Origin of the sequence: Candidatus Pantoea rara (assembly GCF_051136265.1) — a bacterium.
Classification (GTDB): Bacteria; Pseudomonadota; Gammaproteobacteria; order Enterobacterales; family Enterobacteriaceae; genus Pantoea; species Pantoea rara.
Map to the genome: position 1 here is coordinate 3,638,684 of NZ_CP194942.1, position 15,590 is coordinate 3,654,273.

Below are 15,590 nucleotides of genomic sequence, written 5' to 3' on the forward strand. Positions count from 1 at the left end.
TATCAGTCACAAGATATTCGCATCTTATGCCGCCCAACACCATTGTGTAGATTCGACGCAGTGCATAAAAAATCAACAACGAGGAGAAAGCCGATGAAACCCCTTTCAGACCACGTCAGCGCCCTGCTGCCACAGCTGCAACAGTGGCGTCGTGACTTCCATCACTACGCCGAATCGGGCTGGCTGGAGTTCCGCACCGCAACATTAGTTGCTGAAGAACTGAATAAGCTCGGTTATCAACTGAAACTGGGCCGTGAGGTGATCGATGCCGACGCGCGGATGGGCTTACCCGACGAAGCCGTACTGAAGCAGCAGGAGGCGCGCGCATTGCAACAGGGCGCACTACCGCAGTGGATCAGCCACTTCTCCGGCGGATTCTGCGGCATCGTGGCAACGCTTGAGACCGGCCGTCCGGGTCCCGTGATGGGCTTCCGCGTCGATATGGATGCACTGGATCTCAATGAAAGCCAGGCCGACGATCACCTGCCGCAGCGTGAAGGGTTCACCTCCTGCAACGCCGGCATGATGCACGCCTGCGGACATGATGGTCACACCACCATCGGGCTGGGCCTCGCCACGGTGCTGATGGCGATGCAGGATCAGCTCAGCGGCACAATTAAACTGATCTTCCAGCCTGCCGAAGAAGGGGTGCGCGGCGCAAAAGCGATGGTCGCAGCGGGCGTGGTCGATGACGTTGAGCGTTTCACCGCGATTCACATCGGCACCGGCGTGCCCGCCGGCGAAGTGGTATGCGGCAGCGACAGCTTCCTCGCGACCACCAAGCTGGATGTCCACTTCACCGGCGTCGGTGCCCATGCGGGCGGGCGCCCTGAAGAGGGCCGCAACGCCCTGCTGGCCGCCGCGCAGGCGACACTGGCGCTGCATGGTTTAACCCAGCACAGCGGCGGCGTAGCGCGGGTCAACGTGGGCGTGCTGCAGGCGGGAACCGGCCGCAACGTGGTGGCTGACTGCGCCCTGCTGAAAGTCGAAACCCGGGGCGTGACCAATCAGGTTAACGACGATATTTATCAGCAGGCGCTGCGGGTCATTGCCGGTGCAGCCGCGATGTATGGCGTTGAGCAGCAGGTTTCACTGATGGGGGCTGCACGCAGCTGTACGCCGACGCAGCCGTGGGTCGACTTCATCCACCAGCAGGCGGACGCACTGGGCATTTTCGATTCTGTAGTCGACCGAAAAACGCAGGCGGCAGGTTCGGAAGATGCGACCTACATGATGGAGCGGGTAAAGCAGCGCGGCGGTCAGGCATCTTATGTCATTTTTGGCTGTGAACTGGCAGCGGGTCACCACAATGCGAAATTCGACTTTGATGAGCGGGTCATGCCGGACGCCATCACGCTGCTGGCAACGCTGGCGCTGAATCAGGCGCAGTTCGGGGGATCACGATGATGGAAGCGTTTATTGCCGATTATATTGATCGCCATCAGCTCCGCTTCAGCACGCTCAGCGACGCCATCTGGGACACGCCTGAAACCCGCTTCGCCGAGATCCGTTCCTCTGCTCTGCTGGCCGATGCGCTGGAAAGAGACGGATTCACAGTGGAACGTGGTGTGGGTGGCATCGACACCGCCTTTATCGCCAGCGCGGGCAGCGGCAAACCCGTCATTGCCCTCCTTGGCGAGTTCGATGCGCTGGCCGGTCTGAGCCAGCAGCCGGGTTGCGCCCGGCCTCAGCCGCTGGAGGCTAACGGCAACGGACATGGCTGCGGCCACAACCTGCTCGGGACAGCAGGTGTTGCCGCGGCCTGCGCCGTGAAAGCCTGGATGGAACAGCATCACACGGGCGGCACGGTTCGCTTTTACGGCTGCCCCGGTGAAGAAGGCGGCTCGGGCAAAACCTTTATGGTGCGCGAAGGGCTGTTTGACGACGTCGATGCCGCCGTGACCTGGCATCCGGAAGGTTTCAGCGGCATGTTTAACCTGCGCACGCTTGCCAATATTCAGGCAGCCTTCAGCTTTAAAGGCGTCGCCGCTCATGCCGCCAACTCACCCCATCTGGGCCGCAGCGCGCTGGATGCCGTCACACTGATGAATACAGGGGCTAATTTTCTACGCGAGCATATCGTGCAGGAAGCGCGTCTGCACTACGCCATCACCAACAGCGGCGGCGTATCACCCAATGTGGTGCAGGCCGATGCGGAAGTGCTCTACCTGATCCGCGCACCGGAACTGCCCCAGGCGCAGGCGATCTACGAACGGGTGATCAATATTGCCAGAGGCGCTGCACTGATGACCGACACCACGCTGACCGTGCGTTTTGACAAAGCCTGTTCAGACTACGTGCCTAATCGCGCACTTGAAGCGGTCATGGAGCGCTATTTGCATCAGTTTGGTTTGCCCGACTACAGCGACGAAGAGCGCGCGTTTGCGGCTGAACTGCGTGCCACCCTGACCGATGACGATCTGCGCAACGCCCGGCTCAATGCCGCCCGTACGGGTGGCGAAGCCGGTCACGCCTGGGCTGAGCAACTGGGCGATAAGCTCTTTATGGATGAGGTCGCGCCCTATGCGGTCACGCGTGAGCTGCTTTATGGCTCCACCGATGTCGGCGATGTCAGCTGGGTGACGCCGACGGCACAGTGCTTTGCGCCCTGCTTTACCTTCGGTACGCCGCTGCACACCTGGCAACTGGTGGCGCAGGGCCGCACCACTATCGGGCATAAAGGGATGTTTCTGGCGGGCAAAGTGATGGCGGCCACGGTGTTAACACTGTTAACGGATCCGCAGGCGCTGGCTGGCTGCCGGGCTGAGTTTGAACGGGTACGCGCGACGCAGCCTTATATCTGCCCGATCCCGGCGGGGATCACACCCACAAAACTGGCCGGATGAGCCAATGGCCGTGTTTCTGATGCGGACCACTATAAAAAATATTGCAAACACACTTCCCTGACTCAGCGGAACCGATGCTGAACTCACCGCCTGTCGCATACCACGACCGGCGTCAGATCGAAGCTTCGCCGATTAAGGGAACACAAGACGAGAATCAATACCATGGAAGCAACATCCGAGAACCGTAGCCCTGGCCGGCTCTTCAGCTGGATTGAGCGCGTAGGCAATAAAGTGCCTAACCCGTTTTTACTTTTTGTCTATTTGATCGTGGTGCTGATGGTGGCGACGGCCATTATCAGCGCGCTGGACCTGGCGGTAAAGAATCCCGGTAACGGTGAAATCGTGCGGGTGAACAACCTGCTGAGCGTCGCTGGCATTCAGTGGATCCTGCCCAATATCATCAAAAATTTCAGCAGCTTTACCCCGCTGGGATCGATTCTGGCACTGGTGATTGGTGCCGGGCTGGCAGAAAAGGTCGGTCTGCTGCAATCGCTGATGGTGAAGATGGCGTCACGCGTCAGCCGTCGTTACGCCAGCTATATGGTGCTGTTTATCGCCTTCTTCAGCCATATCTCGTCGGATGCTGCGCTGGTGGTGATGCCGCCGCTGGGCGCATTGATCTTCCTGGCAGTAGGTCGCCATCCGGTAGCGGGTTTGCTGGCCGCGATTGCCGGTGTGGCCTCTGGCTTTACCGCCAACCTGCTGATTGTCACCACGGATGTGCTGCTCTCGGGTATCAGCACCGAAGCAGCAAAAGCGGTCAGCGACACAGTGCATGTCAGCGTCATTGATAACTGGTTCTTTATGGCCACCTCGGTGATTGTGCTGACGATAGTGGGCGCGCTGCTGACTGATAAATTCGTCGAGCCGCGCCTGCCGCAGTGGCAGGGCAATGGTGAGAAGCTGGCGGCACTGACGCCACTGGAGAACCGGGGTCTGCGGGCTGCCGGGATTGCCGCGCTGCTGTTTATCGCTCTGATGGCGCTGCTGGTTGTGCCGGAACATGCACCGCTGCGCAATCCCACCACCGGCGCCATTATCCCCTCGCCTTTTATTCAGGGCATTGTGCCGATCATCATTCTGTTCTTCTTTGTGGTGGCGATTGCTTACGGCGTGGTGACCCGGCAGATCCGCCGTCCGGACGATATCCCGCAGCTGCTGGTCGATCCGATGAAGGGGATGGCGGGCTTTATTGTGATGGTGTTTCCGTTGTCGCAGTTTGTGGCGTTCTTTAACTGGAGCAACATGGGCAAATTCATGGCGATCGGGCTGACCGACGTGCTGGAGAGCGCAGGCGTCAGTGGCGCGCCCGCGTTTCTTGGCCTGATGTTCCTGTCGGCATTTCTCTGTATGTTTATCGCCAGCGGCTCGGCGATCTGGTCGATTCTGGCGCCAGTCTTTGTGCCGATGTTTATGCTGCTCGGCTTCCATCCCGCCTTCGCCCAGATGATTTTTCGCATCGCTGACTCCGCCGTACTGCCGCTGGCACCGATGTCGCCCTTTCTGCCACTGTTCCTGGCCTTTTTACAGCGTTACCAGAAGGATGCGCAGCTCGGCACCTATTACGTGCTGATCTTCCCCTATCCGCTGGTGTTCTTTATCAGCTGGATAGCGCTGCTGATGGTGTGGTATCTGCTGGGTCTGCCGATTGGGCCGGGTGTCTGGCCGAAACTGGCGTAAAGTAGAGGGCCAGGGATGGTACATCTACAGAGCATGTTAGATTCAAATTGCTATAAATTAAAAAAGTGCGCTAACAAGCTAATAACCTGGTTAATTCACATTTGAATTTTTAGTTTCAGAAACAGCCGAGCAGTAAAACCGCCAGTAGCTTACTGGTGTTTTAGACAAAATGTCATCACCTCTGCTTTTCAGGCAAACCCATTTCGACGGTCTCAAGAGATTTGAGCATATAGGGGGTGAAATCGACTTCCTTACCGTTGACGAGGTTGATCATTGAGCCTGAACCACAAAATGCAGCTTCGTCACGTATCAGGCAGAATGACAGACTTTTCTTCAGCCCTTTCTTTTTTTCCTGCAGGGGAATGTTACGGTCTATTACCGCATAGCCACGGGCATTGACGGACCGGATATTATAAAGATCCAGAGGCTGCAGCTCGCTCAGGCTTTTTATGCCATAAACGTCCAGAGAACGCCGGATTTCTTCTCTGTTTCGGTTATATTTTTTCTTTTTCCACTGTTCCGTTTTTTTATCAAAATAGACATTTTCAGCAAGCGATCTGTTTGGGCCATATCCGTCATGTATTACATCGACAGAAAACCAGCAAAACCAAGTGTCAAACGGAGGGTATTTTATTTTTGATGATATGTATTCAGGCGGGTAAAAGTTTTTAAATAAAATGTTATCGCATGAATTATTTCCGCTATTACTGGATATTGCGTCGTAATAATTAACAAACCTGTCTTTATTGAAATAAGATGGCATCTGTATTTCAGGGGTAATGGAACTTACGGCTTTTTGTGATAATAATGCCAAAGTTAATAAAATTAAAATTTTCCTCATCATCCTCTCCTTAGCTGGTCTGATTCGGGTTTTTCGTTGACCGGGCTGTTATGACCATCCGGGAATTTCTGCTCGGTGAGGACGGCTATCGCGCTGCCGTAGACACAGCAGCGGGTATCAAAACCATTCAGTCCCTGATAGTGTTCGTTATTGACCTGGTTCGGCAGATTAACGGCTGCGCTGGCCTGCCAGAATGCCAGGCTCCGATAGTAAATTTTTATCCCGCACCTCCGGGGGGTAACGCTGCACCGCTCAAGTACATGTTCCTTATCCGCGTAAGGCGCCACTCCCCTTGCCACCCAATAAAACCCTGCGCTGCTGGCTGCTTCATACAGGTCGCTGCTGACGTTATTCCTCCACCGGATAATGTTCTCCGGGACATGGTTTTCGGTATCAGACAGGTGATTGTCGGTGTAGCGAAGGGGCCGGTGTGCATACAGGCGGTTATATTCATTTGTCAGGATGTTCCTGATATTTTCCGGGCAGGTCCGCCCCCTGAAGCTGAAGTAATCAAAGTAATTCACCGGGCTGGTAAGCTGTAACAGGCCGCGACCGTACCACGGGTAGTACCAGATGTTGTAGCGCCGGATGACCTGACGCGTGCGTGGGTCTGTTTCCGTGTAGCGGTACCCTTCCTCCATCGACCCCAGCCAGCCCGTTTCCTGAATGCCGTTCCCCAGGAAGCAGGCGATGCGCAGCGGGGTGGTAATCAGGTATTTCTGCATTGCCCTGTTCATATGCGTGCGGATAGTGTCCGCGACGCTGCCGGTGTCATCCCGGTAGGTGATGACTTCCCAGCGATAATCGTTCCGCCCGGCCGTTCTTAACGCGTGCCGGGGAACAAGCTGCTTCAGTTCAGATTTGCTCAGCCAGCAGCACTTGCGAAAATGCGTGATGAAGGCCACCGGGTGAAAATGCCACAGCCTGCCTGTACCGAGTTCGCCCGTGTCAAAGCACAGTGCTGAGGCATGACTTTTCAGCCGGCTATAGCCTTCTTCTGACATGGCAGGAACATCGTCAGAGCCTGCTTTAAGCCAGGCATAACGCTGGTCAAAGGTGGCAGCATTCCACTCCAGCGGAAAATGGCAGACCAGACGGCTGCTCAGGTCGCTGAAATGCCCACCGTCCTGCAATCCGGCGATAAGGGGGGAATTACACTGACTGTTATTGTCCGTGTCATCGTCCACCATCCGCCACCCCGTCCAGTGCGGAAAGTCGGCATCGCTGAATTTTTTGATGTCAGGGGAAGCCAGATTGACCATGCCCGTTCCGCCGGGGAAGCTGACTGTACGCCACAACGGGGCATCAGCAGGCGTCAGGGTTTCATGTTCAGTGCTGATGACCCGCCCGAAACGGAGCAGCTCGAACCCGGCACAGGGATTCTGCGGGTACAGACGGCAGGCTGTCCGGTACAGATTGTATTCATACCTCAGACCCAACCTTCTTATGTCGTCAGTCTGGCTGGCATCAGTATTCACCAGCGGCTCCCCTACGGGGTCGAAACATGCCGGCGTGATGGCGTTCTGCCTGCGCGTGAGCATCGTGCAGTCGCCTTTTTCAAACGTCATGCTGACGAAGAGTGGTTCCGTGGAGGTATGAACGGTATTCAGGCGGTCAGTGTCCGGTGAGGCAGCGTCAGACACCGATTCATAAAAGTGTGTACCGGGCGGCAGATAAAAATGGATATCGCCGTAAACCGTGTCCGTTCTGCCGTCACGGGTGATATCGAGTTCAGTCGTGGTGCGTCCGGTCAGTTTCAGCATGTTTTCGTTGTCACAGAACACCGCAAAGTGAAAGGCGTTCACGTTATCCACCGTACCGCTCTGCCCGATGCGGTCCTTGCGCCAGACTCTGGCGCCGTCCCTGACGGCGGGCGCCAGCCGCTCCCGGAGATGCATGTACAGGGAGTAGTACACGACGCTGCAGTTCTCTCCAATATCGGTTTCATGCTTTAGCAGGATATACCCGTCATCCGTTCTGCCATTGTAATTCAGCGGAAAGGCATCGCGGCGGTCAGTGGAGGACGGTGCGCGACAAGAGACCACCACTCCGTCCGCAATGGCGCGGACAAACTCAATGCGATCGTAGCCTTCCTCACCATGGCGGTCAGTATGGAGAACGTGCACGCCCCCATGCCATGACGTGTGCCGGTTGAGCGGGAAATCCCGGTTTATATCCACAGGCATCATTCTGCTGACCCATGACGGGTCATTTTCTCCGGTGTTCCGGGGGCGGACAAACGGCGGGCTTATTATCATGCCGACTTCCTGTCGTGTCTGAATTCTGAGAGCTGCAGGGTAACGTACCCTTTTTTACAAAAACGTTGATTTCGAACAGGAAAAGAGCGAAGTCATTATGTTGACTTAAAATTTTTAAGCCGTGCAACAGGCTGTGGGCGATCTTCCCTATCCACTAGTGTTCTTTATCAGCTGGATAGCACTGCTGATGGTGTGGTATCTGCCGGGTCTGCCAATTGGCAGGGCGTCTGGCCAAAACTGGCGTAAGCCTTAGAGCCACCGATGCGGCCATTATCGGTCGCGCTTTATCTCTTTTTCTGCCGAGGATATGGCTTCAGTGCCCGGATAGCCTTCACATCGGCTACCGCGTAGTGGGTAACACGGCCAGGCTCCATGACGCCACTTTTGATCTCAACAGCTTCTTCAGCTCCGCTTTTACGCGTCCGTGATAAGTTGTCACAAAGCGGGACTATGCTGGCGCAAGGATGCCATTTGCATTCATGCAGACCTGCCCTGGTCGCCGCTGCCGGAGAACGCCTGCCACGGATGGCAAAACCTGCAACGTATATTGCTAAATCGTCAGCAACGTCCCTCTCGGCAACGGCGGATGAATTGACTATTCTGCTATTTCTTCGCTTGCTAACGGTTAACTATTTTAATAAGCCTCTGACCGGCTGCGAGTCGTCTCCACACTGCCTGAGGTTCACGCTGATATGAACACCACCTCCACCAGCCTGCCGCCGATGCATGCTTCATCGGCGGCCCGCAACAGCTTAGCTGCCCGGGTTGATGCACTGCCCTCCTCCGCAGGATTATGGCGCTTTATTACGCTGCTGGCGCTGGGCGGTTTTTTTGAGCTTTATGACCTGTTTGAAACCGGCTATATCAGTACCGGCCTGCTGTCGGCGGGCGTATTTCACACCGGCGCGGCAGGCGTGCTGGGCTTCTCCGATCAGGCGGCCTTCGCCTCGGCCACTTTTCTCGGTCTGTTTTTCGGTGCCAGCCTGCTGGCGCCCTACGCTGACCGGTTTGGTCGCCGTCTGACTTTTATGTGTGCGCTGCTGTGGTATGGGCTATTTTCGCTGCTGATGGCGTTCCAGCAGAGCGCGGAGATGATTATTCTGTTCCGCTTTCTGGTGGGGATTGGGCTGGGCGTCGAGCTGGTGACCATCGACACCTATCTGTCGGAATGGGTGCCGACCTCTCTGCGCAGCCGCGCCTTTGCTTTCTCCTTTTTCGTACAGTTTTTATCGGTGCCCGCTGTGGCGCTGATGTCCTGGTGGCTGATCCCGCAAACGCTGCTCAGCCTCGAAGGCTGGCGCTGGGTGGTAATCGCAGGCGCGGTCTGCTCGCTGGTGATCTGGCTGGTACGCAGAAACCTGCCGGAGTCGGCACGCTGGCTGGCGCAGCAGGGACGTCATCAGGAGGCGCATCAGGTGTTGTCCACGATGGAGCAACGCTGTGGCATCCCGGTCGGACCCGCTTTTTCAGCCGATGACGCCGCGGCGCAGCTGCCCAAAAGGGGCCGTTTCAGCGAAATCTGGTCACCCGCTTACCGCAAGCGCACCCTGATGCTGGTGGTGATGAATTTTTTCCAGGCGATCGGCTTTTTCGGCTTTGGTAACTGGCTGCCTGCGCTGCTGTCAGGCAACGGTGCCACGGTGACACACAGTTTGCTTTATGCCTTCTTCATCACACTGGCCTATCCGCTGGGATCGCTGATTTGCAGCCGCTACGCCGACAGACTGGAGAATAAGTGGCAGATCGTCCTGTCGTCGCTGATGACGGTGGTATTCGGCACGCTGTTCGCCTTCCAGACGCAGCCAGTATTGCTGATTCTCTGCGGCTTCATGATCACCTGGTCCAACGCCTGGCTGACCTTCAGCTTCCACGCCTATCAGACCGAAATTTTCCCGACCCATATCCGGGCGCGGGCGGTCGGCTTCTGCTACTCCTTCAGCCGCCTTTCTACAGTCTTCAGCAGTATTCTGATCGGGGTGATATTGCAGTACGCCGGCACGCCAGGTGTGATTACCTTTATCGTGCTGAGCATGGTGATGGTGATGTTGTCGGTGGGAATTTACGGGCCGAAAACGCGCGGTATCGATCTGGAGAATATTTAAAAAAGAAAAGGCCGTCATCCTGATGATGACGGCCTCTTTTATTGCCGGTTATTTGCCTTCCAGTACTTTGATATCCGCACTGCCCAGCCGATCTTTCTCATCTTTACGCAGCTCAGCGACCTGTTTCGCGCTGACCGGTTTCGACGCCTTGTTGCCCCAGCTGTTGCGTACGAAGTTCACCACGTCCGCCACCTGCTGATCGTCGAGACGCCAGCCAAATGCCGGCATGGTTATGGTCGACGGCGCGCCATTCACGCCAGGCAACTGCCCGCCCGCCAGCACGATATGAATCAGTGAGGTGGGATCCTCCGCCAGCACCACCGGATTGCCGCGCAGCGCCGGATAGAAGCGTTTATAGCCGCTGCCATCGGTTTTATGGCACGCCGCACAGCTGTCGACGTAGGTCGCAGCACCGGCCTGGCTGTCATCGCCACGCCACAGCGCTTTTGCGGTGGCATCATCCACGCTGAACGCCGCCTGATGAGGATCTTTCGCGCCCAGCGACTTCAGATAGCGCGCAATGGCGGTGATATCGGACTCGCTCAGGTGCTGCAGACTGTGTTCCACCACGTCAGTCATGCCACCAAAAGCGGCGGTCTGATCGTTGCGGCCATAACGCAGGAACTGACGCAGGTCCTCTTCGCTCCAGCGACCCAGTCCATCGCGGTTATCGCCACGCAGGTTGCTGGCGGTCCAGCCATCAATCGGCGCGCTGCTGCCCGCGAGATAGTCACTGCCCTCACCATTGGTCAGCGCCTTCTCCTGCATCGTGATGCTGCGCGGCGTATGACAGGCACCGCAGTGACCCAGTCCTTCAACCAGATAGCGACCCCGCGCCAGCACCGGATCTTCCTGAGCGGCAGGCTGGAACGCTTTCACGTCGGGCGCAAAAATCCCACGCCAGATAGCCAGCGGCCAGCGCATCGACAGCGGCCAGGGAATGTCGCTTTCCCGGTTTGGCTGCCCGACCGGCGCAACGCCATGCATGAAGTAGGCATAAAGCGCCTTCATGTCTTCATCGCTGACCACCGCGTAAGAGGGATAGGGCATCGCCGGATAGAGCGTATCGCCATTTTTCGCCACGCCCTGACGCACCGCTTTCTGGAAGTCGTCATAGCTGTATTCGCCAATGCCAGTGTCGCGATCAGGCGTGATGTTGGTGGAGTAGATGGTGCCAATCGGTGTCGCCATCGGCAGACCACCGGCAAACGCTGCACCGCCTTTGCTGGTGTGGCAGGCCACACAGTCACCGGCGCGCGCCAGATACTCTCCCCGTTTAACCAGATCGTCCTGGCTGCTGTCCGCCAGAGCGACGAACGACAGGGAGCCAAGAATCAGAGCCAGAATGCCATTTTTCATCGCCATTTCCTTATGCCTGCACCAGTGGACCGGGGTTTTTCAGGTAGTGTTCGCGAATCGCTTTGGCTGACCAGTAGGTCAGCGCCGCCACCATGCCGGTCGGGTTGTAGCCCAGTCCCTGCGGGAAGGCTGACGCACCAGGTACGAATACATTCGGCACGTCCCAGCTTTGCAGATAACGGTTAACCGCACTGGTTTTCGGATCGTCGCCCATAATCGCCCCACCACTGATGTGGGTGGTCTGATACACCGTGGAATCAAAATGGGTACCCGGCTTTTTCGCGCCGCCAATGATCATCTTCGGATTCATCGCTTCAGCAATATTGCGCATCTTACCGACCATAAACTGCGCCATTTTGATGTCGTTCTCCTGCCAGTCAAAGGTCATGCGCAGCAACGGCTGTCCATAGGCATCTTTGTAGTTAGGATCGAGATCAAGGTAGTTGGCGCGATAGGACTGGTGCGCGCCGTGCGCATCCATCGACAGGTGATGAGTGTAGGTATCCGCCACTGCGGCTTTCCATTTGCTGCCCCAGTTGGGCGTACCCGCTGGCACCGGCAGGCCGGAAATCGGTTTGGTACCCGCCTGGTTAACCCAGAATGGCGAACCGCCGACAAAACCCAGCGGCCCGTGATCGAAGTTATCCGCGTTGAAATCATCCACCGCAACACCCGCGCCACCCGCACCGATAAACGGATTAGTGGTGGTATTTTTATCAAACAGCGCCTTGAGCGTGGAGAGGTTCTGATAGGCAAAGTTGCGGCCTACGGTGCCTTCATTGGTCATCGGGTTATACGGTTTGCCGATTCCCGACAGCAGCATCAGATGCACATTGTGGAACTGGAAGGCGGAGAGGATCACCAGGTCAGCGGGCTGAACCTGCTCGCGACCCTGACCATCCACATAGGTCACGCCGGTTGCACGCGTTTTGTCATCGCTGAGATTGACCCGCAGCACATAAGAGTTGTTACGCAGCTCAAACTTCGGCTCCTGACGCAGCGCGGGCAGGATGTTGACGTTTGGCGAGGCTTTGGAATACATGTAGCAGGCGTAGCCGCTGCAGTAACCGCAGAAGTTGCACGGCCCCATCTGCGCGCCATAGGTGTTGGTGTAAGGGCCCGAGGTATTGGCAGACGGCAGATCGTAGGGATGATAACCGACAGACTCGGCCGCCTGTGCAAACAGCTGCGCCGAGTAAGTGCGCTTCTGGGCGGGCAGCGGGAAATTATCTGAGCGATCGGGCGCAAACGGGTTGCCGCCTTTATCTTTGCCGACCACTTTGCCCTTGATGCTCCAGGCGTTGCCTGAGGTGCCAAAGACTTTTTCCGCCTTGTCAAAGAACGGCTCCAGCTCATCGTAGCTGACGCCAAAATCCTGAATCGTCATGCCTTCCGGGATGAAATTCTTGCCATAGCGCTCTTCGTAATGGCTGCGCATCCGCAGCTCAACCGGGTCAACGCGGAAATGAACGCCCGACCAGTGCAGGCCTGCGCCACCGGTGCCGGTGCCGGGCAAAAATGCCGCCAGCTGACGATAGGGCACTGCGGTCTGCGACGCATCATGACGAATGGTCACGGTGCTTTTGGAGAGATCCTGGAACAGCTTTTTGCGGACGTTATAGGTCAGCTCATCAATGGACTGCGGATAGGAACCATCGGGATAGGTATCACGATGCGGTCCCCGCTCCAGCGCCAGCACGTTCAGGCCTGCTTCGGTCAGCTCTTTCGCCATAATCGCGCCTGCCCAGCCGAAGCCGACAATCACCGCATCCACTTTTTTCATTTCGTTTGCCATGCTTAGCTTCTCTCTCCGCGAATCGACACTGACGGGAACGGATACCGTTCGCCGCGCTCTACCCAGTCCATAAAGTCGGCGCGTGCGCCAGGGAAGTTGATCAGCTTCCAGCCGACCATGCCCTGATTCCCGCCGTGGATAGGATCGCTGAAGAAGCCTTCACGGGTGTTCTGCAACAGGAAGCTAAAGAAAACTTTTGCCGGCAACTGGCTGAACTCCGCGCTGCCACTCTCCATCGCCTGCAGTAAGGCATCCTGCTGCTCACCGCTGAGCTGGGCGAACACCTTGCCGTGCTGCTTTTTACTGTAGTTGTCGGCATCGGCCAGACCAAGGCGATAGATCTGCTGAGGCACCAGCGGCAGCTGATAGCCCAGCTCTTTTGGCAGATCGGGATTAAACGGCCCCTGCATATACCAGTTTGAACCCGTGGCATACGGTGTGTTCATCTGACGATCGATAAACTCCGGTACACCCGCTTCCAGCGCACCTGGCCCGCGTTCGTCGCTGGGGATCAGACGCGCTACGGCTGCAGTGATAAAGGCAAACTCTTCGGCGGTGAACCAGTTCGGCTGATAGTCACGCGCCTTCTGCGGCGCGGCCGGGGTTTCAGCCGCCTGCGCGGCCAGCGGCAGGGAGAGCGCGCCCATCGCGGTGGAACCTACCGCCATTGCAGGCGCCAGGGTAATGGTCTTCAGCAAAAAATCCCTGCGTGAATGACCCTTTTTTTGTTCTGACATGACATTGCCTCATTACCGCGCTGACTGGCGGTATGAAAAAAGTGGTGATTGCGTTGTAATGGTTTTTATCAGCAGATACAGGCGTGGAGCCTGGTTGTTACCGGTAACAACCGACATATTGTAACACTGCCATTCACAAAGATTTAGTTCAACGAAACAAAACCGCACAATTTCATTAACATCTATCTCCTTCCTGTCATGAGCAGAAACAACAGACTACAGACAGCGACCTGCCAAAAACGTTATAACAGGCAACACACAACAGCGGAGTGCCTATGTTTAAGTCTTTTTTTCCGCGGCCAGCACTGTTTTTCAGCTCTGCGGCTGTCTGGAGCTTGTTAGCGATTTTTGCCTGGTTCGGCTTTGCCGCGCATCTGCCCGGCATCTGGCCCACTTTTGAAACAGCAATGAAGCAGCCTCTGCCGACCACAGCAGCGCGATTTATCGCCGTGAGTCAGCTCTGGTTCTATCTCTATTACTGGATAATGGTAGCCATTTTTGCCGTAGCCTGGCGGCTTATCGATCCGCATCCATGGCGACGCTGGTCAGTGTGGGGCTCCGCGCTGATCATCTTTGTGACCTGGTTTGGCGTGCAGGTCGGCGTAGCGATTAATGCCTGGTATGGACCGTTCTATGATCTGATTCAGAAAGCGCTGACCAAAGCGGGATCGGTGCAGATTGCGGCGTTTTACCATGAGGTTTTATCCTTCCTCGGTATCGCATTAATCGCAGTAGTGATTGGCGTCCTCAACTCCTTCTTTATCAGCCACTGGGTTTTCCGCTGGCGTACTGCCATGAATAACTACTACATGCATAACTGGCAGCGTCTGCGTCATGTTGAAGGTGCCGCACAGCGTGTGCAGGAAGACACCATGCGGTTTGCGACGACGCTGGAAAACTGGGGGGTGAGTTTTATTCAGGCGATTATGACGCTTGTGGCATTTTTGCCGGTGCTGGTCGCACTCTCCCATCACGTGAAAGATATTCCAATCCTTGGCAATATTCCTTATGCGCTGGTGATTGCCGCTGTGCTCTGGTCGGTGTTTGGCACCGGGTTGCTGGCGCTGGTCGGGATTAAGCTTCCGGGGCTGGAGTTCCGCAATCAGCGGGTTGAAGCCGCCTACCGTAAAGAACTGGTCTACGGCGAAGACAATGCCGATCGCGCCGGGCCACAGACGGTGCAGGAGCTGTTCAGTCGGGTACGGGTTAACTATTTCCGTCTCTACTTTCACTATCTCTACTTCAACATCACCCGCATTCTCTATCTGCAGGTCGATAACGTGTTTGGTCTGTTCCTGCTGTTCCCGTCAATTGTCGCGGGCACCATTACGCTGGGCTTACTCAACCAGATCACCAACGTGTTTGATCAGGTCCGCGGCTCGTTCCAGTATCTGATCGCCTCCTGGTCAACGCTGATCGAACTGATGTCGATCTATAAGCGTCTGCGCAGCTTTGAGCAGATTCTGGATGATGTGCCGCATGATGAGATGATGCGCGAGGCATCGGAAGAGGTGTAACGGGTAAGGATGACCGTTTTTTGACATAAAAAAGCCACTCGTCAGAGTGGCTTTTTCGTTTACAAAATCTGGACGTAACCTCGTTCACCTCATCAGAAACGCCGCCAGGACGCCCGGAGGCGTCCTGTCAGCACAAGAGGGGTAAAACTCAGCTTATTTCAGCAGCTCAGCGGTCATGTGAACGCCGTTGTTGGTGTAAGCTTCAGTGATTTTATATGAAGCACCAGCATCCTGAGCCTGCGCAGCGATTTTCGCTTCAGCACCATCCAGTGTAGAGTCGACAGCGGTCACAGATTGGGCGAAGCTGGCGAATGGCAGAACGGAAAGCGCGATAACAGCTGCAAAATTTTTGATAGATTTCATGGTCAATTCCTCGGTTAATTTTTATCAGGTAAGGCGTGCTGCCTTGTTGATAGATATATTAGTCCGGAAGTTGATCAGTAAAAAGCGGAGAG

The 15,590-nt window shown here is 56.2% G+C and carries 11 protein-coding genes; 5 read left to right on the plus strand and 6 right to left on the minus strand.

Going from position 1 to position 15,590, the window contains the following annotated elements:
- Nucleotides 1–93 precede the first annotated feature (93 nt).
- The 3 genes from ACR8BF_RS17220 (at nucleotide 94) to abgT (ending at nucleotide 4,526) form a co-directional block, all read left to right on the plus strand.
- Complete coding sequence (locus ACR8BF_RS17220; RefSeq protein ID WP_179897272.1) at nucleotides 94–1,407, plus strand: amidohydrolase; 1,314 nt, start codon at nucleotides 94–96, stop codon at nucleotides 1,405–1,407.
- Nucleotides 1,404–2,846: a M20 family metallopeptidase gene (locus tag ACR8BF_RS17225; protein WP_434745325.1), complete on the plus strand. Its 1,443-nt coding sequence runs from the start codon at nucleotides 1,404–1,406 to the stop codon at nucleotides 2,844–2,846. The genes ACR8BF_RS17220 and ACR8BF_RS17225 overlap by 4 nt, the downstream gene beginning before the upstream one ends.
- A 162-nt stretch (nucleotides 2,847–3,008) precedes the next feature.
- Nucleotides 3,009–4,526, plus strand: a complete 1,518-nt coding sequence (gene abgT / locus ACR8BF_RS17230; protein WP_434745326.1) for a p-aminobenzoyl-glutamate transporter — start codon at nucleotides 3,009–3,011, stop codon at nucleotides 4,524–4,526.
- A 175-nt stretch (nucleotides 4,527–4,701) separates the two neighbouring features.
- Here abgT and ACR8BF_RS17235 read toward each other — a convergent pair whose 3' ends face one another.
- A complete protein-coding gene (locus ACR8BF_RS17235) occupies nucleotides 4,702–5,370 on the minus strand; it encodes a hypothetical protein (protein ID WP_314984906.1) in 669 nt (222 codons plus the stop codon).
- Nucleotides 5,367–7,625, minus strand: coding sequence for a M23 family peptidase (locus ACR8BF_RS17240; RefSeq protein WP_434745327.1), 2,259 nt, complete (start codon nucleotides 7,623–7,625; stop codon nucleotides 5,367–5,369). The genes ACR8BF_RS17235 and ACR8BF_RS17240 overlap by 4 nt, the downstream gene beginning before the upstream one ends.
- A gap of 692 nt (nucleotides 7,626–8,317) precedes the next feature.
- Here ACR8BF_RS17240 and ACR8BF_RS17245 point away from each other — a divergent pair.
- A complete protein-coding gene (locus ACR8BF_RS17245) occupies nucleotides 8,318–9,727 on the plus strand; it encodes an MFS transporter (RefSeq protein WP_313697798.1) in 1,410 nt (469 codons plus the stop codon).
- 48 nt (nucleotides 9,728–9,775) lie between these two features.
- Here the strand turns inward: ACR8BF_RS17245 and ACR8BF_RS17250 are convergent, their stop codons facing one another.
- The 3 genes from ACR8BF_RS17250 to ACR8BF_RS17260 are packed head-to-tail and all read right to left on the minus strand — an operon-like array spanning nucleotide 9,776 to nucleotide 13,618.
- Nucleotides 9,776–11,086 (minus strand): cytochrome c, encoded by a 1,311-nt coding sequence (locus ACR8BF_RS17250; protein ID WP_314984908.1) that lies wholly within the window; start codon nucleotides 11,084–11,086, stop codon nucleotides 9,776–9,778.
- Nucleotides 11,087–11,096: 10 nt separating this feature from the next.
- Complete coding sequence (locus tag ACR8BF_RS17255; RefSeq protein ID WP_136198245.1) at nucleotides 11,097–12,881, minus strand: GMC family oxidoreductase; 1,785 nt, start codon at nucleotides 12,879–12,881, stop codon at nucleotides 11,097–11,099.
- A 2-nt stretch (nucleotides 12,882–12,883) separates the two neighbouring features.
- Nucleotides 12,884–13,618 (minus strand): gluconate 2-dehydrogenase subunit 3 family protein, encoded by a 735-nt coding sequence (locus ACR8BF_RS17260; RefSeq protein WP_179897260.1) that lies wholly within the window; start codon nucleotides 13,616–13,618, stop codon nucleotides 12,884–12,886.
- 275 nt (nucleotides 13,619–13,893) lie between these two features.
- Here ACR8BF_RS17260 and sbmA point away from each other — a divergent pair, with 275 nt between their 5' ends.
- Complete coding sequence (gene sbmA, locus ACR8BF_RS17265) at nucleotides 13,894–15,135, plus strand: peptide antibiotic transporter SbmA (RefSeq protein WP_179897258.1); 1,242 nt, start codon at nucleotides 13,894–13,896, stop codon at nucleotides 15,133–15,135.
- Between the two features lie 153 nt (nucleotides 15,136–15,288).
- On the opposite strand, the gene ACR8BF_RS17270 is transcribed toward sbmA, so the two are convergent.
- Nucleotides 15,289–15,498 (minus strand): DUF1471 domain-containing protein, encoded by a 210-nt coding sequence (locus ACR8BF_RS17270; protein ID WP_434149934.1) that lies wholly within the window; start codon nucleotides 15,496–15,498, stop codon nucleotides 15,289–15,291.
- Nucleotides 15,499–15,590 lie beyond the last annotated feature (92 nt).

What these genes read in the sequence shown, in the direction of transcription:
- ACR8BF_RS17225 (WP_434745325.1), top strand. Translation starts at nt 1,404, where the DNA reads ATGATGGAAGCGTTTATTGCCGATTATATTGATCGCCATCAGCTCCGC.
- ACR8BF_RS17250 (WP_314984908.1), bottom strand. Translation starts at nt 11,086, where the DNA reads ATGAAAAATGGCATTCTGGCTCTGATTCTTGGCTCCCTGTCGTTCGTC.
- ACR8BF_RS17220 (WP_179897272.1), top strand. Translation starts at nt 94, where the DNA reads ATGAAACCCCTTTCAGACCACGTCAGCGCCCTGCTGCCACAGCTGCAA.
- sbmA (WP_179897258.1), top strand. Translation starts at nt 13,894, where the DNA reads ATGTTTAAGTCTTTTTTTCCGCGGCCAGCACTGTTTTTCAGCTCTGCG.
- ACR8BF_RS17240 (WP_434745327.1), bottom strand. Translation starts at nt 7,625, where the DNA reads ATGATAATAAGCCCGCCGTTTGTCCGCCCCCGGAACACCGGAGAAAAT.
- ACR8BF_RS17245 (WP_313697798.1), top strand. Translation starts at nt 8,318, where the DNA reads ATGAACACCACCTCCACCAGCCTGCCGCCGATGCATGCTTCATCGGCG.
- ACR8BF_RS17270 (WP_434149934.1), bottom strand. Translation starts at nt 15,498, where the DNA reads ATGAAATCTATCAAAAATTTTGCAGCTGTTATCGCGCTTTCCGTTCTG.
- ACR8BF_RS17260 (WP_179897260.1), bottom strand. Translation starts at nt 13,618, where the DNA reads ATGTCAGAACAAAAAAAGGGTCATTCACGCAGGGATTTTTTGCTGAAG.
- ACR8BF_RS17235 (WP_314984906.1), bottom strand. Translation starts at nt 5,370, where the DNA reads ATGATGAGGAAAATTTTAATTTTATTAACTTTGGCATTATTATCACAA.
- ACR8BF_RS17255 (WP_136198245.1), bottom strand. Translation starts at nt 12,881, where the DNA reads ATGGCAAACGAAATGAAAAAAGTGGATGCGGTGATTGTCGGCTTCGGC.
- abgT (WP_434745326.1), top strand. Translation starts at nt 3,009, where the DNA reads ATGGAAGCAACATCCGAGAACCGTAGCCCTGGCCGGCTCTTCAGCTGG.